At 70.5% G+C, this 19,076-nt stretch carries 25 protein-coding genes; 17 read left to right on the forward strand and 8 right to left on the reverse strand.

Annotation, left to right across the window (positions count from 1 at the left end; all coding sequences use genetic code 11):
* Window positions 1-65: 65 nt before the first annotated feature.
* Window positions 66-854, reverse strand: coding sequence for a GntR family transcriptional regulator (locus ACFZA0_RS35870; protein ID WP_391024795.1), 789 nt, complete (start codon window positions 852-854; stop codon window positions 66-68).
* A 249-nt stretch (window positions 855-1,103) separates the two neighbouring features.
* On the opposite strand from ACFZA0_RS35870, the gene ACFZA0_RS35875 reads away from it, so the two are divergent.
* From ACFZA0_RS35875 to ACFZA0_RS35950, 16 genes are all read left to right on the forward strand, one after another.
* Complete coding sequence (locus ACFZA0_RS35875; protein ID WP_391024797.1) at window positions 1,104-1,442, forward strand: hypothetical protein; 339 nt, start codon at window positions 1,104-1,106, stop codon at window positions 1,440-1,442.
* Complete coding sequence (locus tag ACFZA0_RS35880; RefSeq protein WP_391024799.1) at window positions 1,442-1,621, forward strand: hypothetical protein; 180 nt, start codon at window positions 1,442-1,444, stop codon at window positions 1,619-1,621. The genes ACFZA0_RS35875 and ACFZA0_RS35880 overlap by 1 nt, the downstream gene beginning before the upstream one ends.
* Window positions 1,621-2,454, forward strand: coding sequence for a hypothetical protein (locus ACFZA0_RS35885; protein WP_391024800.1), 834 nt, complete (start codon window positions 1,621-1,623; stop codon window positions 2,452-2,454). The genes ACFZA0_RS35880 and ACFZA0_RS35885 overlap by 1 nt, the downstream gene beginning before the upstream one ends.
* A complete protein-coding gene (locus ACFZA0_RS35890; RefSeq protein WP_391024802.1) occupies window positions 2,451-2,669 on the forward strand; it encodes a hypothetical protein in 219 nt (72 codons plus the stop codon). Before ACFZA0_RS35885 ends, ACFZA0_RS35890 begins: the two co-directional genes overlap by 4 nt.
* Window positions 2,666-3,139, forward strand: coding sequence for a hypothetical protein (locus ACFZA0_RS35895; protein WP_391024804.1), 474 nt, complete (start codon window positions 2,666-2,668; stop codon window positions 3,137-3,139). Before ACFZA0_RS35890 ends, ACFZA0_RS35895 begins: the two co-directional genes overlap by 4 nt.
* Before the next feature lie 104 nt (window positions 3,140-3,243).
* A complete protein-coding gene (locus ACFZA0_RS35900) occupies window positions 3,244-3,459 on the forward strand; it encodes a hypothetical protein (protein WP_391024806.1) in 216 nt (71 codons plus the stop codon).
* On the forward strand, window positions 3,459-3,632 hold the full coding sequence (locus ACFZA0_RS35905) for a hypothetical protein (RefSeq protein ID WP_391024808.1): 174 nt from the start codon (window positions 3,459-3,461) through the stop codon (window positions 3,630-3,632). The genes ACFZA0_RS35900 and ACFZA0_RS35905 overlap by 1 nt, the downstream gene beginning before the upstream one ends.
* A 41-nt stretch (window positions 3,633-3,673) precedes the next feature.
* On the forward strand, window positions 3,674-4,867 hold the full coding sequence (locus ACFZA0_RS35910) for a hypothetical protein (protein ID WP_391024810.1): 1,194 nt from the start codon (window positions 3,674-3,676) through the stop codon (window positions 4,865-4,867).
* 26 nt (window positions 4,868-4,893) lie between these two features.
* A complete protein-coding gene (locus ACFZA0_RS35915) occupies window positions 4,894-5,433 on the forward strand; it encodes a hypothetical protein (protein WP_391024811.1) in 540 nt (179 codons plus the stop codon).
* Entirely contained in the window at window positions 5,430-5,657 is a 228-nt protein-coding gene (locus tag ACFZA0_RS35920) for a hypothetical protein (RefSeq protein WP_391024812.1), read from the forward strand. Before ACFZA0_RS35915 ends, ACFZA0_RS35920 begins: the two co-directional genes overlap by 4 nt.
* Before the next feature lie 121 nt (window positions 5,658-5,778).
* Window positions 5,779-7,986: a hypothetical protein gene (locus tag ACFZA0_RS35925; protein ID WP_391024814.1), complete on the forward strand. Its 2,208-nt coding sequence runs from the start codon at window positions 5,779-5,781 to the stop codon at window positions 7,984-7,986.
* Window positions 7,987-7,991: 5 nt separating this feature from the next.
* Complete coding sequence (locus ACFZA0_RS35930; protein ID WP_391024815.1) at window positions 7,992-8,483, forward strand: conjugal transfer protein TraB; 492 nt, start codon at window positions 7,992-7,994, stop codon at window positions 8,481-8,483.
* Between the two features lie 59 nt (window positions 8,484-8,542).
* Window positions 8,543-10,780: a hypothetical protein gene (locus tag ACFZA0_RS35935; RefSeq protein ID WP_391024817.1), complete on the forward strand. Its 2,238-nt coding sequence runs from the start codon at window positions 8,543-8,545 to the stop codon at window positions 10,778-10,780.
* 19 nt (window positions 10,781-10,799) lie between these two features.
* Window positions 10,800-11,297 (forward strand): hypothetical protein, encoded by a 498-nt coding sequence (locus ACFZA0_RS35940; protein ID WP_391024819.1) that lies wholly within the window; start codon window positions 10,800-10,802, stop codon window positions 11,295-11,297.
* Window positions 11,298-11,448: 151 nt separating this feature from the next.
* A complete protein-coding gene (locus ACFZA0_RS35945) occupies window positions 11,449-11,883 on the forward strand; it encodes a hypothetical protein (protein WP_391024821.1) in 435 nt (144 codons plus the stop codon).
* 424 nt (window positions 11,884-12,307) lie between these two features.
* Entirely contained in the window at window positions 12,308-12,472 is a 165-nt protein-coding gene (locus ACFZA0_RS35950) for a hypothetical protein (protein ID WP_391024823.1), read from the forward strand.
* A 222-nt stretch (window positions 12,473-12,694) separates the two neighbouring features.
* On the opposite strand, the gene ACFZA0_RS35955 is transcribed toward ACFZA0_RS35950, so the two are convergent.
* Genes ACFZA0_RS35955 through ACFZA0_RS35985 form a run of 7 tightly spaced genes read right to left on the reverse strand, consistent with a single transcriptional unit; the run spans window position 12,695 to window position 18,113 of the window.
* Window positions 12,695-13,048 (reverse strand): hypothetical protein, encoded by a 354-nt coding sequence (locus ACFZA0_RS35955; protein WP_391024825.1) that lies wholly within the window; start codon window positions 13,046-13,048, stop codon window positions 12,695-12,697.
* Window positions 13,045-13,452 (reverse strand): DUF6221 family protein, encoded by a 408-nt coding sequence (locus ACFZA0_RS35960; RefSeq protein WP_391024827.1) that lies wholly within the window; start codon window positions 13,450-13,452, stop codon window positions 13,045-13,047. Before ACFZA0_RS35960 ends, ACFZA0_RS35955 begins: the two co-directional genes overlap by 4 nt.
* 17 nt (window positions 13,453-13,469) lie before the next feature.
* Window positions 13,470-15,188 (reverse strand): hypothetical protein, encoded by a 1,719-nt coding sequence (locus ACFZA0_RS35965; protein WP_391024828.1) that lies wholly within the window; start codon window positions 15,186-15,188, stop codon window positions 13,470-13,472.
* 32 nt (window positions 15,189-15,220) lie between these two features.
* Window positions 15,221-15,373 (reverse strand): hypothetical protein, encoded by a 153-nt coding sequence (locus ACFZA0_RS35970; protein ID WP_391024830.1) that lies wholly within the window; start codon window positions 15,371-15,373, stop codon window positions 15,221-15,223.
* Window positions 15,374-15,395: 22 nt separating this feature from the next.
* Complete coding sequence (locus tag ACFZA0_RS35975) at window positions 15,396-16,655, reverse strand: PBSX family phage terminase large subunit (protein WP_391024832.1); 1,260 nt, start codon at window positions 16,653-16,655, stop codon at window positions 15,396-15,398.
* Between the two features lie 4 nt (window positions 16,656-16,659).
* Entirely contained in the window at window positions 16,660-17,202 is a 543-nt protein-coding gene (locus tag ACFZA0_RS35980) for a hypothetical protein (protein WP_391024834.1), read from the reverse strand.
* The gene (locus tag ACFZA0_RS35985) at window positions 17,202-18,113 is read right to left on the reverse strand and encodes a hypothetical protein (RefSeq protein ID WP_391024836.1); all 912 of its coding nucleotides are present in this window, start codon (window positions 18,111-18,113) and stop codon (window positions 17,202-17,204) included. Before ACFZA0_RS35985 ends, ACFZA0_RS35980 begins: the two co-directional genes overlap by 1 nt.
* Window positions 18,114-18,266: 153 nt before the next feature.
* Here ACFZA0_RS35985 and ACFZA0_RS35990 point away from each other — a divergent pair, with 153 nt between their 5' ends.
* A complete protein-coding gene (locus tag ACFZA0_RS35990; RefSeq protein WP_391024838.1) occupies window positions 18,267-19,064 on the forward strand; it encodes a hypothetical protein in 798 nt (265 codons plus the stop codon).
* Window positions 19,065-19,076: the final 12 nt, after the last annotated feature.

The following is a 19,076-nucleotide window of genomic DNA, read 5'->3' on the forward strand; positions in this document are numbered from 1 at the left end:
TCGCAGGTCATCGCCGATAGGGGCGGCCGGCTGGTCCCTCGGGACTGGTCGGCCGTACTGGCGTTCTAGGCTGCGCCCTCCTCCCCGTGCCACTCGGCGGATTGATCTCGTCGCACAACGTACGAGACCGCGAACTGGGCTGCGGCCATACGCGTCTCGTTAACCTCCGCGACCACTACCTCGTCACCGCGTCGGATCCGGGCCTCCCGAGTCACGACAAGCACGGGGCTTGAAGCTGGCACCCCAAGTGCTGACTGCTCCTCGGCATTCGACTGCCGGGCCGACACGGTCTCGTGCCACTCCAGAGGGGCGCGGAAGTGCTCCTCCAGGCGGTCGTAGATCCCACCGGGGCCGGTGTCTGCGGCACCCAACGAAGGGATCTCAGCGACGAGGGCCATCGGGATGTAGCTGGTGGCAAGTTGATGGGCCACCTTCGCTGAAGGTGGCCCCATCTTGCGGACGCGCGCAAAAACGTCCTGGTCTCTCGGGACCTCAAGCAGGTCGGCGACGTGCTCAGGGGGCACGGCGAGACCGCGGGTGGGGGGCGCAAGCGCCCTCCAGTCCTGGGCGTTCTTGTCGAAGAAGTAGCCGATGTCGTCCCGGTAGACGCTGCGGTCGCGAACGACCGTCAAGTGCCGTGGGCGCTCCCTGACGACTGGCGGATGCCGGCGAGTGATGGACACGTAGCCCTCGGCGGCCAGTTGGCGCACCGCCTTCTGGGCGGTGTTCCGGTGGACGTCGTACTCCCTCGCCAGCTCCTCGCTGGACGGCAAGCGCGCTCCCGGCGGGTATTCGCCCGCGTCAATCGCGCGGCGGAGGGCGTCCGTCACGCGGTCTTGGGTCGCGCCTGCCATCTGACCTCCTCACGGGTATGGCTCATGAACTTCCTTCCATCGTAGCCTATTCCACCAGTGGTGGGCTGTGCTACCGTTCCTGTAGTCCGAATGACAACGGCCCTGAGCAAGGTGTGTCAGCACCAAGCCCAGGGCCTCGGATCCCACCTGTAAGCCCAGGAGGAGTGATCCTGAATGAAGCCTAATACCGCAAGTGCTGGTAGCACACGCCAAGCATCCCTGGACGGTTCCACCGTCGCGGTCATCCCGATGCCGGGCAGGTTGCCCGTCGCCTACCGCGACGCCGCCGCCCGTATCTCCCACACGGACGTGCCCCTCGCCGACGTGCCCACCGACACCGTCGTCACCGCGGCCGGCACCATCACCACGGTCCGCCACCTCGACCCGTTCGCCGGACGCGTCATGGTCGTCATCACCGACGACCACGGCGACAGCGCGCACGTCTCCCTCGACCCCGACATCGCCCGCACGGTCGGCCACGCCCTCCGCACGGGAGCCCGGATGACCGTCCGCGGCACCGTGACCCGGACGACGACGGTGCAGCCCGCCGGGATCGACGCCCTCGGTATCCGGGTGGTGAACCTGTGATGGCCCACCAGACGACCCCCCAGCCGCAGGGCACCGTCCTCGCGACGTTCACCGCCGGCCACCCCCGGGGCTCCCGCCCGGCGGAGGAGGCCGCGAACGCCTACCGCGCCGCCGGCCAGCCCGCCACCGTGATCATGAACCTCGCCTCCGACGAGTACGTCGTGAAGGCAGGTGCCTGATGCCGAACGGATTCCAGCCCACCTACCTCGCCAACCCGTTCGCCGCGCACCCCGGCGAGCGCCGGCTCTCCGGAGTCGACCAGGGGCGCCTCGGGATGGTGGCCGTCGCGGAAGCCGCAGTGCTCCGCACGGCCCGCGAACTCGACAACCTCACCCGCGAGTACAACCAGGCCCTCACCCGCCTCAACCAGGCGCGGACCGCCCTGAGCCTGCCGTCCTCCCCGTGCAAGGAGCAGCCCGACCTCGACTGGGTCGCCGCCGCGGAGAAGGAAGTGCAAGCGCTCCAGGTCGTGGTGTCGAAGAAGTTCACCGAGCAGCCCCAGTACGTCACCCTCCTCGGCCGGGTCACCTCCCGGCACCGCCTCACGGACCTGACGAAGGTCCGCGGCACGTTCACCCTGCACCCCTCCGGCGAGCAGATCGAGTGGGTCACCTCGGCAACGTTCGTGGACATCCTCGACGACCTGTTCGAGGGAGCCGCGACCGTCGCGAACGCAGCCCAACGCCCGGACGGAGTGTGGGTGTTCCAGGGCGTTGCGGCAGCGACCCCGCAGCAGTGGGGGACCGGCGCCGACCAGGTCCGCTTCGCCAGCCTCGACGGCCCCGCCTGGTTCGTCATCGCCGCCCGGAAGGACCTCCGCCGGGCCCTGGTCCGCGAACACGGACCGGCTTGCATGCAGTGCCACCGGGCCTTCTCCCAGCACTCGCTCCTGTCCGTCGCCATCGACCAGGACGGGGACACGGCACTCATGTGCCGGAGCTGCAAGGAGGACTGGCGTACCGCCGGCCGCCCCGCCGTCCGCCACCTCACCGCGGGGGAGGCGGCGGCATGATCCAGCAGCCCGCCCTCGAGGCGATCCCCTCCGGGCTCTACTCCGACGCCGCCGTCGCCCAGAACGAGCCCGACCTCTACGCCGACGTCACCGACCTCTTCCACGACGTCGACCCGTGGTCCTACCTCGACGACGTCCTCGCCTCCGCCGACCCCGAAGCCGCAGCCGCGGCCTACGAGCAGATCGTCACCGGCGAATGGGACGGCGAACTGTGAACAGCGCGACCCCGCTCCAGGACACCCTCGACGACCTGTCCGGCTACGACTGGATTCCGGGCGTAACGCAGATCGTCGACGGGATCCGTTCTGCCCAGCACGCGGTCGCGGCCGGCCAGTTGAGCCTCGACGCCACCCAGACCCTGCTGTCCCTCCTCGGGAACCCCAACGGCCCCGACCTGCTCACCGCCCTCGCGCATCTTGTGCAGCACGTGACCAGCCCCGCCAACCCGTCCCTCGGAGCCCTGCCCGACGACGTCCGTAAGACCGTCCAGCACTGCGGTGAGGCCCACGCCTACGAGACCGCGGAGTACGCCCCCCGCGACCAGCCCAACGAGGCCGCCGGCCTGATCTTCGAGCACACCCCGACCGCTGGAAGGGGGTGCAGCACGGTGACCGAAACCGACAGGAAGGAGCTCAGCGACAAGGTCAGCAAGGCGAACAAGCAGTCCGCCAACCGCCCCAAGTAGCCCAGCCCGGCTCTGGCCGTAGCCCTCGGCCCACGTCCCCGGACGCGGGCCCTGGAGAACGACCAGCACCCAACCGCCCGCCCACCGACCAGAAAGGAAACCTCGTGCGGAACCCGTTCAAGCTCACCGACCAGGAGAAGGCCGACATCGCCGCCCTCCGCGCCGCCGACACGGCCCTCCACAACCACTCCCGCCAGGAGCACGCCGCCGGCATCCACGACGAGACCCCCGAGTACCAGCGCCTCAACACCGCCGCCAACCAGGCCGCCGCCAAGGTCTCCCCCTGGCGCGGCGGCACCCGCGGAAGGAAGACCACCTGATGACCGGCCGCGAGTTCCTCACCCTCCACGGCGACCCCGCCGCCTGGACCGACCGCGAGTTCGAGGACTTCGAGCAGGTCGCCACCACCGGCGACCCGACCCGTGCCCGCGATGTCCTCGCCCGCCTCGCCAAGACCCCGCCCACCCAGGCCGACCACACGCCCGCCGCCTGACCCGCCCTCGCCGCCCGCCTCACATCAGGAAGGACCCGCCCATGCTCACCCACACGCAGAACGCGGTCGCACAGGTGCCCGTACAGGCATGGGCCGCCCTCCTCGCCGTGCTCGCCCTCGCCACCGGCTACCTCATCGCCAAGACCCGCAGCACCCGCCCCGAACGCCAGCCCGCCGACAAGCAGAAGCGCCGCACCCTCACCGGCTTCCTCGGCATGGGCCTCGTCGCCGTCGCCGGCCTCGCCCTCTCCACCAACACCTCGGCCCGCTTCGCCGAGAAGCGCCTCCACATGGAAGCGCCGTTGAACATGACCGTCGGCCTCGTCCTCGAAGCGATCGTCCTCGGCCTGTCCCTCTACGCCTGGGCGTTCAACGACAAGGGCGCCACCCGCACCGCCTACCTCCTCGTCTTCGCCCAGGCAATCGGCGCCATCGAGGTCGTCCGCCAGGAACACGAGGACATCGGCACCGCCCTCGTCCGGATCGTCGGCCCCGTCATGCTCGCCTACGGCCTCCACAAGCTCCTCGGCCTCGAAGCGAAACTCGGCAAGATCGAGATCCGGTCCGACGGGATCCTCGCCCGCTGGTGGCGCGACCGCCTCAAGCGCCTGGAGAGCCAGCTCGGCATCGGCTCCCGCGGCGCCGACGTCCAGGCCATCAGCCGCCGCAACGCCCAGGACAAGGTCGTCTCCCTCGCCACCCTCGGCAAGCCCTGGTACCTCAGCACCCGCTCCTACAAGCGGGCCCTCATGCGCGCCGGCGACGCAGCGTTCCACGGCCTCGACGACTCCCTCGACGAACTCGGCACCGAGATGCAGATCACCACCCGCATCGACCGCATGGGCGCCTTCAAGAACCTCCCGGCCCGCACCGAGAACTACACCCTGCGGTCCCTGCGCCCCACCACCGGCCCCCAGGGCGCACCGGCGACCGCCCCCGACGACATAAGCGCTCTGACCAGCGAGGGCGCAGCAGGGCGCACCACAGGGCCCGTCCCGGGCGCGCTCGAGGCGACCCCCGGCGAGGCGCAGGCGAACAACAGGCGCGACGGGGGCGACACCGACCGCCGCAGGCTCGCCTTCGACCTCTACTTCGACCTCCGCGGCACCGGCTCCGCCCCCTCCCAGAACGCGTTCGAGAGGGCCTGGCGCGACGCCGGCTACGGGCTGAAGACCGACGACATCCGCGCCCTCTACAAGGAAATCCACACCAAGGTCACCGGCAACAACGCCTGACCGGACCCGAGACAAGGACCAGCCCCATGGACATCAACGCCCTGTTCACCAAGGACGGGATGCGAGCCTTCACCGCCGAACAGCGCGACCTGTTCATGAACGACGGTCGGGAACTCCGGCAGATGGAACAGATCGTGCAGGCCCGTCTCGCCCAGCTCACCGTCGACGGCGACCGCCCCGGCGCCGCCGGCCGCCGCGCCCGCAGGATCGCCCGCAAGCTCGGCAGGATCGCCGCTTCCGTGGAGAAGGCCGCCGCCCAGGCCGAGGCCCTCAACGCCGCCTACGTCCACGACATCGTCGAGCTCCCCGAACGCCGTGCCCGCCAGCTCGAGGCGAAGGCCGCCCGCAAGAACCGTCTCGGGATCGCCGCCACCACGGAAACCCTGGTCACGAACTCCCTCACGAAGTCCGTGCACGGCCTCCACGGCACCACCCCCGTCGGAAACCCGCAGGTCACGACCGCACCGCAGCCGCAGTACGTCCACCCGATGAACTTCCCCGCCCCCCAGGCCGGCGGGCAGTCCTTCCCCAGCATCACCGACCTCTTTGACCAGGAGGCCATGTGAACGCGGCCCAGACCCGTGCCGCCCAGGTCCGCGCCGCGAACCAGGCCGAGCACTACAACACCGAGCAGGCCAAGGCCGCGGAACGAGGCCCCCTGCACCTGATCACCTTCTGGCAGAACGTGTGCCGCAAGCTCGCCAAGGACGCCCTCACCAACGGCGACCCGACCGTTGCGAACGCGCTGGCATCCCACCTCAACGACTTCTACCAACGCCACGCACAGTGACCGGCGTTGTCATCATCACCCGCCGAATCCGGGGTGATGAGAGGCCCAACGCGCGTGCGCAACGCGCACGCGCGAGGATCACCGATCCGACTACCCACTGTCAACCCCGGGAGGGGGCGAAATGAGCGACAACACCACCAGCAACAGCGGCGACGGCCCCGGGGCCCGGGTCTTCAACTTCCCCCGCATCGGCTTCCGTCCGGCCGCCACCCAAGCCCCCAACACCACCCCGGCCCCGGCCCCGGCCCCAGCCACGGCGCCGGCGTCCGACCCGGCGACACTCACGCTGCCCGCCCAGAGGGTTCGCCGCAGCCCCCTCGACACGATCGCAGCGCTCCCCGACCTCGGCATCACCCAACCCCTCACCACCACCCCCGGCAGCCTCCAGCCCGGCCACGTCCCCGCCGCGTTCCGCAACGAACCCGCCCCCGACCACGGGCAGATGGCCGGACGGCGCCTCGGAGCCCTGTCCCTGGCCGCCGTCCTCGCCGTCGCCGTCGCAGCCCTCAACGGCACCGCCCGCACCCTCCAGGACCGCCGCCAGCGCCGCCTCGCCCAGGACGCCGAGAACGCACCACTCCGCAAGGCCCGCCTCAAGCAGCAGGCCGCCCTCGCCGCCGGCAGCACCCCACCGGGCAAAAACCGGCGGGTCCCCTCCAGCACCGAGTGGGGCAGCAAGACCGTCAGCAAGAACCGCAAGCCCTCCACCGGCTCGGGCCCCGGATCGAAGAGCACCGGCACCCCGGCCGCCAAGAAGCCCGCCCCCAGCAAGCCGGCCTCGCGCTCCTCCGGTAAGCCGGGCGCCTCCCACACGTCCAGGACCACCAGCAGCGGGCGGAAGAACACCGGCCCGAAGACCACCTCCGCGAAGAAGCAGCAGCCGAAGTCTCAGGACGCCTCCCGCCGGCACTCCAAGGGCAGCCCCAACACCCCGGCAGGCAAGGGCGGAAAGGGCGGCAAGCAGCCGAGCACCGCCCGCACCGCCCTCGACCGCATCCGCAACCGGAAGAACCCCCACCCCGCGCCCAAGCCCGGCAAGGCCCCGAGCGTCCCCCGCACCGTCAAGGACAAGGCCCGCGACGCCCGCATCAAGGCGAAGGCCGCCCGCAAGGAGAAGGTCCGCGCCGACCGCTTCAACACCAAGCAGAAGGCCCGGAAGACCGCCCGCCTGGAGAAGGAGCAGCAGAAGAAGGCCCGGAACGGTCACACCCTGTCCCAGGCCACGGTGAAGGAGGCCCGCCGCCGGCTGAAGAAGCGCCGCAAGAACCTCCAGCCGCCCGTCCTGTCCAAGGCGGCGCGGAAGCCCAAGCAGAAGCCCGCACCCAGCGGCCAGAACACCAAGCCCGCCTCCGGTCCCGCGGCCGGCAAGAACACCGGTACAGCGAAGCCGTCCGGCCCCAACGGCACCCCGGGCGCAGCCAAGACCAGCACAGGCGCCACTCCGAAGACCCCGCCCACGGGCAGCACCAAGACCAACGGCACCAAGACCAACGGCGGCAAGACCGGCAAGCACAGCCGGTGGTCCAAAGCCCGCGCCTACGCCCGCCGGAACGCCGGCACCACCGGCCCGAACCCCGCCAGCACCACCCCGGGCGGCAACAACACCGCAGGGAGCTCCGGAACGAGCGGCACCACCGGCCCGGCCGCAGGCAACACCCCCAACCCCGGCCCCGGCCCAGGCCCTGGTACGGGAGCAGGGTCCCGGCAGCGGCGCAGCCCCTTCCAGAACGCCGGCCAGGCCACCAGCGGCGGCTACACCGTCACCATCACCCGCGATGACCAGCCCACCCCCGGCCATTCCTCGGCCGCTATCCCCACCAGGCGCCCCGCCCTCGGCCCCGCACCCGTCCCGCACACCGCCCGCCCCGGCACCACCCGCATCCAGGAGGCCCGCACCATGGCCGCGCACGTCGCCCAGCAGCACACGGGCCGCCACATGGACGCCCAGCACGCCACCGAGATCACCCTCGACGACGCCCTCGACGAGTACGGGGACTTCACCGCCGACGCGTTCGCCACGAACGCCCAGTCCCACAAACTCGCCGGCCGGGCCCGCAAACTCCGCGACGTCCTCGCCGACTTCGCCGAAGACCTCGCCATCAACCACAACCTCATCGGCCCCCTCTTCTCCGCGGCGATGGCACGCATGTCCGAGTCCATGGACCTCGTCGCCCGCATGGCCGACGAGATGGAGACCGCCTCCCTCCAAGCCGCGGAACAGGCCGAGAGCGCCGACAACGACCTCAACGACGCCTACCGGCCGTACAACACCGCGACCGCCGACGCAGGCCTCAGCACCCCGTCCGCCCCCATCCACAACGAAGGCTGACCTCCATGGCCGACAACGCGATCGAGCCCACCACTGTCCAGACCGGCGCCGAAGCCTCCACCACCCCCACCCCGGCCACCGGCAGCAACCCGAAGCCGGAGAAGCCCAGTTGGGGCGGTGTCATCGCCGGGATCATCAACTTCGTCACCCTCACCGCCCGGATCACCGCCCTCGCCGTGGCCGCCGCCCTCCTCAAGGAACAGCTCCACCTCCTCAAGGCGCGCATGCACCACGACGCCGAACGCGGCCGCCGCCTCGCCGACCACCTCCGCCAGGCCCGCGTCGACGAGCACTTCCAGGCCCAGACCCTCGAGGTCGCCGCGGCGTTCGAACGCGTCGCCGCCGCCTCCGGTGAACTCGCCGACGCCGCCGACGGCATGGAAGCCAACGCCAGCGCGGTCCGCGACGCCCACCAGGCCGAGTACGCCGGCATCTACGAAGTCCGCCAAGCCTCCCCGTACGCCCAGCCCAGGCCCGGCTTCAACCAAGTCCGCTGACCCCACCTGCCTCGGTCGCACCCGCGACCCGGCACTGACCCGACACGAAAGGGAACCCGATGGCCGTCACCCAGCCCACCACCGTCGCCGCCCCCGACGGCCCCCGCTACCTGCCCGCCGCGAGCATCCGACGACGGGCCCGCCTCGAACAGACCGTGTACGGGGCCACCGCCCTCGGCATGACCATCACCCCCCACCTGGCCGGCCAGCCCGCACCCCTCACCCTCACCGCCGGCGTCATCGCCGCCGGCACCCTCTACCGCCTCTACACCAAGGCCAGCGACACCCTCGGGCTCATCAAGTCCGCACAGAAGGCCCTGCCCGCCCTCACCGGCACCGGCGTCTACCTCACCAACACGTTCCACCCCGGCACCACCTGGTGGGAGTACCTCCTCCCCGCCGGATGGGCCATCACCATGGCCGCGATCACCCCCCTCACCCACGCCGCGAACCTCCACACCCTCCACCCCACCAGCGACGGCGACCAGGCCATCCCCGCCCTCCAGGAAGCCCCCACCACCGCACCCGCCGCCAGCGTGCCCACCACGTACGCCGAACACCGCACCCACCAGTGGGCCACCGCCCGCCCCACCGGCACCACCCAGCTCACCACCGTCCACCAGTACCAGGACAACGCCCCCGACTTCTGGGGCATCGTCGTCGCCGAAGCAGGCGAGACCGTCCCCGACCTCAACCCCACCACCCTCGCCGGGATCTTCGACCTGCCCGTCGGCACCGTCACCCTCCACCTCATCGACGGCTCCGGCCCCGGCCGCAAACTCCTCCAGGCCCGCCCCACCCTCGACACCGAGGCGGCCACCCAGCAGGACCCCATCCACCGCCTGTTCACCGAGAAGCTCGCCCGCCCCGGCGGCGGCGCCGACGGCATGCACCTCACCGCCCACCGCACCGAACGCAACCGCATCGCCCTCCGCGTCACAGCCCCCGACGCCCAGATGATCCGCCTCAACCAAAAGCAGATCGCCCGCTCACTCGGCTACAAGGACCACAGCCTCGTCATGGTCGAAACCGACGGCCTCGGCGACGGCATCGTCTCCATCTACAAGAACCACCCTCTCCAGGACGTCCGCGAAGCCACCGTCGACGACCTCACCATGCGTCCGGACGGCACCGTCCAGATCGGTGTCCGCCACGACGGCCGGCCCGCGCGCATGCCCCTCTACGACCCCGAAATGGGCGCCGTCACCGACCTGTTCGTCGGAGCACCCGGCGCCGGGAAGTCCGTCGCCCTCCTCACCGTCCTCGTCGCGGAACGCCTCTCCGGAGTCGTCTCCATCGTCGCGGACGCCCAGAACGGCATGTCCCTCCCCGAAGCCGACGGCAGGGTCTACCACTTCGGCAAGGGCATCGCCGCCACCGGCGCCACCCTCGCCGCGTTCAACGAACTCGGCGCCTACCGCGAGAAGATCTCCGCCGCCAACGGATGGGGATCCTTCGAAATCGGACAACCGTGGGCCCTCGTCAACGGCACCTTCGACGAACTCAACCGCATCCTGTCCTCCGACGCCGACGTCCCCCGCCCCTTCCGCGCCTGGGTCTCCGGCCTCGTCTCCGACGGTCAGGCCACCGGCCGGAAGCTCGGCAAGGGCATCCGCTTCGCCGCCCAGAACATTCACCTCGCCGAACTCGGCGACAAGGACAAGATCCGCGCCAACGCCAAGAACGGCACCGTCTGGCTCGGCCGAACCAACAGCAGCACCACCCAGCACATGGCCACCGACGGTGTCCTCCCGCCCGGCGTCACCCTCGACCCCATCCAGCGCTACTTCAAAACCGGCAGCGACATCGACGCCGCCTTCAGCGGCCAGGAAGCACAGAACGGGCCCATCACCGCCGGCATGGCCAACATCATCCAGGGCGGCGCCCTCTTCCTCTCCCGCGTCTTCCGCGCCCGCAAGGAGAACAAGACCTACCCCCACCTCATCGCCCTCATGGAAGCCAAGCCCATGACCGTCCTCACCCCCGAAGAGGACCAGGTCTTCCAGGACGCCTACGCCCGCTGGCTCCCGCACGCCGAAGCCCTCCTCGCCGGAGACACCGACGACGAACCCGACTACGAAACGGCCGGCCTCGACGACGAAGACGACGAGCCCACCCCCGGCAGCATCAAGGACCGCATCCTCGACCTCCTCGCCGACGGCCCCCAGGCACTCAAGGACATCCGCCACCGCATGCCCGACGTCGCCCCCGGCAGCGTCAACAACGCCATGGCCGAACTCAACCAGGCTGGCCACGTCACCCCCGTCAACCGCGGCACCTACCAACTCGCCAACTAACCCCAGGAGACCGACGACCATGAACCACCTGCCCGGAACCCCCGCGCGGCAGCCCCACGCCCCCCAGGCCGGGCAGCCCACCGAACACGCCGCCGCCATCATCAACGCCGTCGAAGAGATCTACGCACCGACCTCCTACCGCGACCCCAACCCGACCCCCACCGTCGGCCCCACCCCGCCCGTCACCCAGCCCGGCCGGCCCCCGATGAGCCAGAAAGCCACCGACGCCAGCGCCCTCATGCTCTCCGGCAGCGTCCTCACCATCGCCGCAGGCGGCGCCACCAGCGCCATCCTCTGGGCCTCCGGCCACGCCGACCCCACCGTCGTCGCCATGATCTGCGGCGCCCCCGCCGTCCTCGCCCTCGCTCTGGCCCGACTGGCCCGCCACAGCCGCGACGCACTCCACGCCATACAGCCCGTCCACCACCACTACGACGGCGCAACCCTCTACCAGGACAACCGGACTGCCCGAACCGAGACCCGAGCCGTCTGGGCACGCAGCACCCACAACCACTGACCCCCGCACAACGCGTTGGGCCCGGCCTCCCCACACGGAGACCGGGCCCAACGCCGTACCAGGGGACAGGGGATAGCAGCCCAGACAGACCCCGCACCCCCTGCCAGCATCAAACCCACCCCCTCCCACCGCCCAGGAAGCCGCCCCGCCCATGAGCAGCACCTACCGCATCCTCTGCCTCTCCCACGACCCCGCCGTCGCCACCGAAACCCCCGACACCCCCGAATACCACCGCCCCGAACAAGCCGAAGACGCCATACACAACGGCATCGAAGGCCACACCACCTGCGACCTCGCCATCGGCCGCTACAGCTACCCCCTCGTCGAACTCGGCTGCCCCCCATCACGCGACCAACCCGCCGACCTCCCCTGCTGCCACGGCACCACCATCTGGACCGACACGAAGTGGCTGATCCTCCTCGCAGCCGCCTACCAATCCGACGAACCAGCAATACAGCAGGCACTCAGCGCAGGTCACCACGGCTGCCATCCCTGGGAACGCCTCCAACGCCTCCGCAACGAACTCAACCTCCCCAACCACGCCGCACCAGCTGGGGACCGGTCCGGGGGCAACTCGCGCGCGTGAAGCGCAGGTAGGGAGCACGTCATGCCGATCTCGCGGCGGGCCCGTACGGTCCTGCTCGCTATCGCCGCGCACCCGGATCCGTGGGGCGTCACGATCTGTGCTGCGTCCGGGTACGAGGTTGGTGTCGTGTACCCGTTGCTGGCGCGGTTCGCGGAGGCGGGGTGGGTGGCGTCGGAGCCGCATCCGGTTCGTGAGGGGGCCCGGCTGTACCGGTTGACGTGGCGTGGGCGTTCCGCCGCTGGGCTTGTTGATGCGGCCGGCGCCCGGGGGGCTGGGTGCGCAACTGAGCCGTAAGTTACCGGCTGGTTCGGGTACGACCTGCGGAAACACGACACCTTCCGACCGAACAGGCGTAGCTCACGCCAGCCACCCATGCGTCGGCTCAGGCCGGACGGGCATCCTGAGGGGGAGGGGAGGTGATCACATGCCGAGCAAACGGGGAAAGGTCCGGAGCCAGAAGCAGTGGCGCTGGATGTTCGCGGCCAAGAAGCCCTTCGCCCATCGGTGGGCCCGCTCCAGGAAGCGCACCTACGGGCCCAAGACGGGCTACAGAACACTCCCCGTGCGTAAGGGCGTCCGCCGACGCTGACAGCCCCTGCGAGCCCCCGCCCGCCCTACCCACCGTCCACGTCGAACCCTGGGCACTCGCACGGCAGATCGTACGAGTCGAGCCCCATGCACGGCCCAGGGGACGCGTGCGCCATGGCGATGTGCCCGCACGTGCAGACAGCCACGAGCCGCTCATCAGGCCCCAGATGGGACGGCTGCACTGCACCGCCAGCAGCCCGACCCTGTAGCCGGGGGAGACGCTTCACGGCCGCCAGCTCTCCCCGTCGCGGTCCCAGTGCAGCCGGTCGCTCGGATCCCCGTACTCGGGATCGTTCTCCTGGCAGAGATCGCACAAGGCGGCATGCTGCTCAGCAGGGTCATGCCCCGACGGCAGACCGCATACAGCGGTACCGTGCGCGTGTGTCAGCTTCGCGCCGCACAACCCACCAGGGATGAAGTCAGCGGTTCCCTCGATGCCGCAGCCCACCACACCAGTCTGATCGGCGACAGCGCCCCGGACCAGAGCAACAACCCGGTGGAGCGACTCCTCCCGGTCCTCGCTGCCGTCGACCTCGACCTGCACCACAAGGGAGACACGCTTCCGGCGGTGGCTCACGGCCGCCACTCCTTGCGGTAGCCGGGCCGGCCAGCGTACGGCAGAGCCAGCAGGCGCAGTGTCCGGCAGGGAAGCCGTTGCGGCGTACTGCCGCCGTGCGTCGGGTACCCCCACTGGCCATCGACGCAGGCCGCGCAGTCCCCGTCGTTCGTGTCGTGGTGCTCATCGAGCAACTGCCGCTTGGCGTCGATTTCCCGCAGCGCGCGCGCCGGATCATGCGCGGCGATGAACGCCGCGTCACCCGGCTCCAGCGGGCCGACGGTCCGGTGGTGGTAGCCGGGCGGTGTCACAAATTCCCGACTCCACACCCACTCACCTTGCGTCGCCGCCCTCGCGATCCGCTCGTCCTCGTCGAGCTGCTGCCCGAGCCACGCGATGAAGCCGTCCATGGGGTCTGCAGTCATGCCCGCCATTGTCCCGCTCAGGCCGCCTTCTGCCGGGGCTGCTTCCCCTCACCCGCATCGGCGGTCTTCGGGTCGTCGCCCTGGCCGTCCTTGGCGCCGTCCGGGGCTTCGCCGGCTGCCGGGTCCTCGCCCTCGGCCGGTCCGCCGCCGTGGGCGCCGAAGGGGTCGCCGACCGGGAGCGGGTTCTTCGCCGCCTGGTCCCCGCGGATCCGGGCCACCTCCGCCTGGACGTCCTCCTCGTCCCACTCCGGGCGCAACGTCTTCACCTTCATGTACGTGGAGATCGCCCCCGCCGTCTCCAGGAACGACAGGGTGCGGCCCACCGCCTCCGGGTCCGGCTGTACCGCCTGCGGCCACACCGCGGTCAGTTCCGCCGCGGGGTCGATGCCCTTCGCTTTGCAGTGGGTGACGTCGACGTGCATCGTCGTCGTGATCAGGTCCAGGAGCGCCGGCCGCTGGTACAGGATCTTCGTGCCCCGGGTCGTGAGGGACTCCTCCTTCCGGGCAACAACCTCCGTCGCCGTCGCCGCAACAGTGCCCTCCTCACCGAACGACTGCGCCGAGTACCCGGCGGACGACAGGATCTGACGGCGCAGCGCCGCGGTCGTCCGCTCGTGCTCGTCAACCCGGATCGCGAACTGGTTCATCGCAAGCGCCGACGCCCCGGTGCCCTCGTCGAGCATGTTGAGCTGGACGAACACCTCCCGGTCCAGGTCGAACATGCCGCCCGACCCCGGGCCGTCGGTCTCCAGCATCGACTGCGGCAGCATGATCCGCGCCTTGCCCAGGCGGAGATCCCGCATCCACGACGTCCACGCCTCGTCCAGGGCGCCCATCATCGGCTCGATGCCCGCGAAATCGGAGCGCCCGAACGGCTGGGCGTCCTCGATGTGGTCCCACATGCGCTGCGGCCGAATGTTCGGCACGTAGTGCACCAACAGCCGGTTCACCCTCGTCGCCTGACGGCCCTTCGCGTCGACACGGCCCACCAGCCCCGCGGTGTCCGGGTGGTCGGCCAGGCCCATCATCATGCCCAGGACGTCCGGACTGCCCTTGTACAGCCCGTACTCGATACTCCCCGACTCGTGCCGCTCCAGCAGCCGCCACACCTCCGCACCCCCCGTCGGGGACGGCACCTCCCGCCACACCGTCGCCGCGGTGAGGATCCCCCACCGCCACTCCGGGATCACCGCGTCCGGACCCAGCAGGTCCCACCACGGGCGCGGGCGCAGCGCCGTGTCCCACACCACCCGCACGTACACCCCGGACTGCGCGGCAGCCCGTTCCGACCCCTCCCGCATCGTGGCGTGCCCACGGTCGTCCAAGTAGCGTTTGATCTGAGCCGTCGTTGCAGTCGCGGTCGTCTTGTCCGTAGCGGAGTCCGAGTCGACGGTCACCGACGGGACATCCGCCCACAACAGGTTCGCCGACAACTCCGCAATGTCCGCAGCCAACGGCACGTGCAGCTTCGCGGCCGGCTGCCCGGGGGTGATCGGCTCCCCCCAGAACATCCGCGCCAGCCCGCCCACCAGACCACCCCGGAACTGGGACGGCTTGTTCAGGTCGAAGAACTCCCGAGCCCGCGGGTTCTGCGCGTACGACTCCGGGCCCCCGTACACCTGCGCCAAATGCGCTGTGTCGCCCCCGTACCAGGCACGCCACACCTCCATGTCATGGAACGGCTCCTCGAACTGGACAGGCGGCCACGGGGTCTTCCCGGACAGCGGCAACGTCATGACAACTCTCCTTCTAACGGATGGGTGGATGGCTAGCAGGACGTGCTGCCCGGCTGAGGTGTCGTGCCGTTGGGGTTGCAGGCCGCAAGCCGTTCCTTGGCCACGGCCAGGCAGGCCGTGTAGGGCTTACCGGTCTGCGCCTGGAGTTGTCGGGCGAGCTTCTGTGCGGGGGTTCGCTTGGTCATTACGGTCTCCTCTGACTGGGGGTTAGGCGGCGAGGGCGAGATGCCGCTGCCACAACGCTCGGGTGGTGAAGATGCCGTAGCGCATCGCGTCGACACCGTGGTCGGCGACCTTCAACGGCTGCTCGACACCGCGAAGGGCAGCCTTGTCGTCCCACGAGTAGCCGCCGATCTCCTGGATCAGCGCCTTGCACGACTCGTGCACCAGCAACTTGTTCGCCGCGAGGAGCGACGACACGGTGCGGATGCCGTCCATGACGTCGTTCTTCGCCGGCGTCGGCGTCAACTTGTCCCGCCGCAACTGCGCCGAGAACGACGCGGCGGACGGGTCGACCGTCACGAACTGGGGGCGCACCGCACCGATCGTGGGTACGTCCTGCAGCCAGGCCCGCAGCCGCTCGGAGTACTCGGTGTCCGTGAGCTGCCTGCGAGTCTGCCTGGCCTCGTAGCGCCACTCCGCCGCCGCGTACAGGCGCCGGTCGCGCCCCAGACCGAGGAGCACCGCGTGGAACGGGTTGCTGGTGCCGTAATCGACGCCCAGGCTGATCCACCGGTGAATGCCCTCCCGCGGCAGATCGTTGACGATGTGCCGGTCCCGGTCCCACACGTCGTAGATCGCACCCTCCGCGGCGACCCACTCCCCGAGGATGAACCGCCGGTAGAAGAGGCCCTCGTGCATGGCCTTGATGTCGGCGACGTAGTCCGGGTCGAGGAACGGGTTGTCGTCGATGGTGAAGGAGAAGCGGCGCAGCGGCTTCTTGCCCTCCTGCGACAGCCAGTCCCGCATGAACCAGTGCGCCGGGTTGTCGGGGTTGGTGGTGCAGAACAGTTGTGCACCACGCACCGACATGCGGCCGAGGAGCTGTTCGAAGAAGACCTGCGGGACCAGGGTGACTTCGTCGACGTACGCCCCGCACAGGGTCATGCCGCGGATCTTCGGCTCCGACTTGGCGTCGTTCGCCCCGATCACGTGCACGGTGCGCCCCAGGATCACCGCGGTCGGCGCACCCGGCGTGTAGTGGATGTGCTTCGCGGCCTCCCCGAACAGGGCCGGGTCCTGCAGCGGGAGGAACAGGTTGCGGTGGATCGTCTGGGAGGTCTTCCCGATGATCACCAGCTCGCCGGTGGACGGCGCCTGCGACACAAAGATCAGCCACTTCAACAGTGACGCGATCGTCTTCCCCGACCGGATCGCACCCTCCCAGCAGCAGATCTTCACCGTCGCGTCGGCAACGGACCTGATCTGCTTCCGGGACAGGGGCAACGCCTCCAGCGTGGCGGACACCGGGCTACGCCCCGCCGTCCCCGCCACCGGCGGCATCCGCGGCGACCTCGCGGTCGTCTTCCTCCCGGGAGTACCGGGCCAACGCCTCACCCAGCGACCCCAGCATCGACTTGGCGCCGTCCAGGTCCGAGCCGACCTCCGGCGGCACCAGCTTCAGCACCCGGTCGATCGCCGTCGCGGCCGTCGACATCAACGCCCGCTTCTCCGCCGCCGGCGCCTCGTCGAACTCGTGCTCCTCGTACGTGTTGTCCTTCCCGCCGAACGAGTACACGGTCGTCGGCGCCCACAACTGGGCCCGCAGCCGCTCGGCGTCCCCCATCAAGTCCTCGGCGAGCAACGCCCGCCGTTCGGCAAGGTCTGCCAGCCGGGCCTTCGTTGCCGCCTCGATCCGCGACCGGTCGAAGGTCAGCCCAAGGTGCTCCGCGGTACGGGACACCACGACGGGGGCGATCCCCATCTCCCGGGCGATGGCGTTCCTGCCGAGCCCCTCCGCGTGCAGGGCCCGGAGCTTGTCGAACCGTTCGGGCCCCATGGTTCCTCCGGGCATCAGGCCGTCCTCCCGGCCGACGCCAGCGCACCTGCGGCCGTGCCGGCTCGTGCGCGCTGCTGCAGCAGAACGGGCAGGGAGGTCCCGCCGGTTGTCGCCCATCGGTAGTGCCAGGGGATGAGGACACACCGGCAGTGCGGGTGGCGGGGAGGGCCCGGTATCGACGTCAGGAACACCGCTCTGGTCGAGTCCAGGGACACCCCGCCGGGGAAGTGCCCGCCCACGGGGATGGACCGGCCGGCGTAGGCGGCGCACGCGGGGCAGGCGCCTGGCTCCGCGACCCACAGCATCCGCATCCCCGGCCCCAGATGCCGTGCCAGCGCGAGAGCTGCGTTCGCTGCGGCCGCGGTGACGGCTACGGCGACCCCGGCGGTGATCCGGGACACGGCACGGCGGGCCCGGCTGAACACGGTCCGCAGGCCGGACATGCCGCCCGCTGTCAGCCCCGCGGTCGTGAGGAGGGCCAGGGCCCGCTGGTGTTCCTCCTCTATGGCGGCCGGGATGCCGGTGGCCGCCCGCCCGGCGACGGGACCGGTCTCTACGGGGACGTTCTCGGGCGGTGCGATGCCCCGGAGGTGGGTGGTCAGGAGGGATGCCTGGGCGAGGGCGTAGGAGGCGGCGTTGTACGCGGCGAACTGTGCCTCCCGCGTGGCGTGGGCGCCCTGGCCGTGGAACGCGGCGTCGAGCTGCACGGTGATGTGCCTGATGAGCGCCCGGAGTTCCTGGTCGCCGGGGACGGGCCGGGTGGGCGTGGTGGCGAGGAGCCAGCGGTGTGCGGCGTCGGCCTCGGTGTCGCGGAGGGCCTGAGCGAGGGGCCTGGCTGCGGTGGCGCCGTGGCGGTGCTCGAGGGCCCGCAGATGGGCGGGCTGACGCTGCGCCATGTTGGCGATCGTCGTTGCGGACGCTGCCACCCCAACCACCCCACTTCCTTGTAATCAAAGGCTATCTTGCAATCTGGCCTTTGATTGTGCAGCATAGTGCGTGGGATTGGGTTAGCATCCACGCCAGACGTGGGCGGACAAGGCGCCGCACCACACCACGTCCGGCAGCCCAAGGAGGCTCTGATGACGACCCCCGCCCAGCCCACGAGCACGCCCACGGACCCGAGCACCCAGCCCGCCGTCCTTCAGCAGCCCGCAGGCACCGCACCGACTCCGCCAGAGCCGGCCGCACCCGCACAGCCCGCAACTCCCGCCGTACCGGACCCGGCCACCGAGTCGCCCGCCGAACCCAAGGGGAAGGCCCCGAAGTTCGAGGGTGAGTTCGACCCGGCGAAGTTCGAGCGCCTCGTCGAGAACCTCCGCGGAGACGTCACAGCCGAGAAGGCCAAACGCGAAGCCGCAGAGCAGAAGGCCAAGGATGACCAGGCAGCCTTCATGAAGAAGGTCGCCGCCGCCTTCGGTCTCCAGACCGACGAAGCGAAGCCGCCGACACCCGAAGAGCTCGCCCAGCAACTGGACGAGGCCCGCGGAGAGACCAAGGCGTCCCGCGACCAGGCCCGCCAGACGCAGGTCGAACTCGCCGTCTACAAGACGGCCGGGAAGCACGGCGGCGACCCCGACGCACTCCTCGACTCCCGGGGCTTCGCCCAGGCCATCGCCAAGCTCGACCCGTCCGCTCCGGACTTCGCTGCCAGCGTGGAGCAGGCCGTCAAGCAGGCGGTGGAGGCGAACCCCAAGCTCGGCACGGTCAAGCAGGCCGAGCCCAAGCCCGCAGTCCCCGCGGGCGGGGCGCCGATGGGCGGGGCCCCGGGTTCTAAGCGGCAGTTGGGCGCAGCGGACGTGGCGCGGATGAAACCCGAAGAGATCACCATGGCCGTCAACGAGGGTCGTCTCAACGACTACCTGGGGCGCGGCCGGTAGGCATTAGGAGCC

It is taken from the genome of Streptomyces sp. NPDC008150, assembly GCF_042956945.1.
In the GTDB taxonomy this organism is placed as follows: Bacteria; Actinomycetota; Actinomycetes; order Streptomycetales; family Streptomycetaceae; genus Streptomyces.

Excerpts from the sequence above, each read along its gene's own strand:
- ACFZA0_RS35915 (WP_391024811.1), top strand. The coding sequence starts at position 4,894 with ATGGACATCAACGCCCTGTTCACCAAGGACGGGATGCGAGCCTTCACC.
- ACFZA0_RS35990 (WP_391024838.1), top strand. The coding sequence starts at position 18,267 with ATGACGACCCCCGCCCAGCCCACGAGCACGCCCACGGACCCGAGCACC.
- ACFZA0_RS35980 (WP_391024834.1), bottom strand. The coding sequence starts at position 17,202 with ATGCCCGGAGGAACCATGGGGCCCGAACGGTTCGACAAGCTCCGGGCC.
- ACFZA0_RS35875 (WP_391024797.1), top strand. The coding sequence starts at position 1,104 with ATGCCGGGCAGGTTGCCCGTCGCCTACCGCGACGCCGCCGCCCGTATC.
- ACFZA0_RS35970 (WP_391024830.1), bottom strand. The coding sequence starts at position 15,373 with ATGACCAAGCGAACCCCCGCACAGAAGCTCGCCCGACAACTCCAGGCG.
- ACFZA0_RS35870 (WP_391024795.1), bottom strand. The coding sequence starts at position 854 with ATGGCAGGCGCGACCCAAGACCGCGTGACGGACGCCCTCCGCCGCGCG.
- ACFZA0_RS35940 (WP_391024819.1), top strand. The coding sequence starts at position 10,800 with ATGAACCACCTGCCCGGAACCCCCGCGCGGCAGCCCCACGCCCCCCAG.
- ACFZA0_RS35910 (WP_391024810.1), top strand. The coding sequence starts at position 3,674 with ATGCTCACCCACACGCAGAACGCGGTCGCACAGGTGCCCGTACAGGCA.
- ACFZA0_RS35905 (WP_391024808.1), top strand. The coding sequence starts at position 3,459 with ATGACCGGCCGCGAGTTCCTCACCCTCCACGGCGACCCCGCCGCCTGG.
- ACFZA0_RS35965 (WP_391024828.1), bottom strand. The coding sequence starts at position 15,188 with ATGACGTTGCCGCTGTCCGGGAAGACCCCGTGGCCGCCTGTCCAGTTC.
- ACFZA0_RS35950 (WP_391024823.1), top strand. The coding sequence starts at position 12,308 with ATGCCGAGCAAACGGGGAAAGGTCCGGAGCCAGAAGCAGTGGCGCTGG.
- ACFZA0_RS35935 (WP_391024817.1), top strand. The coding sequence starts at position 8,543 with ATGGCCGTCACCCAGCCCACCACCGTCGCCGCCCCCGACGGCCCCCGC.
- ACFZA0_RS35885 (WP_391024800.1), top strand. The coding sequence starts at position 1,621 with ATGCCGAACGGATTCCAGCCCACCTACCTCGCCAACCCGTTCGCCGCG.
- ACFZA0_RS35925 (WP_391024814.1), top strand. The coding sequence starts at position 5,779 with ATGAGCGACAACACCACCAGCAACAGCGGCGACGGCCCCGGGGCCCGG.
- ACFZA0_RS35890 (WP_391024802.1), top strand. The coding sequence starts at position 2,451 with ATGATCCAGCAGCCCGCCCTCGAGGCGATCCCCTCCGGGCTCTACTCC.
- ACFZA0_RS35960 (WP_391024827.1), bottom strand. The coding sequence starts at position 13,452 with ATGACTGCAGACCCCATGGACGGCTTCATCGCGTGGCTCGGGCAGCAG.
- ACFZA0_RS35945 (WP_391024821.1), top strand. The coding sequence starts at position 11,449 with ATGAGCAGCACCTACCGCATCCTCTGCCTCTCCCACGACCCCGCCGTC.
- ACFZA0_RS35880 (WP_391024799.1), top strand. The coding sequence starts at position 1,442 with ATGGCCCACCAGACGACCCCCCAGCCGCAGGGCACCGTCCTCGCGACG.
- ACFZA0_RS35930 (WP_391024815.1), top strand. The coding sequence starts at position 7,992 with ATGGCCGACAACGCGATCGAGCCCACCACTGTCCAGACCGGCGCCGAA.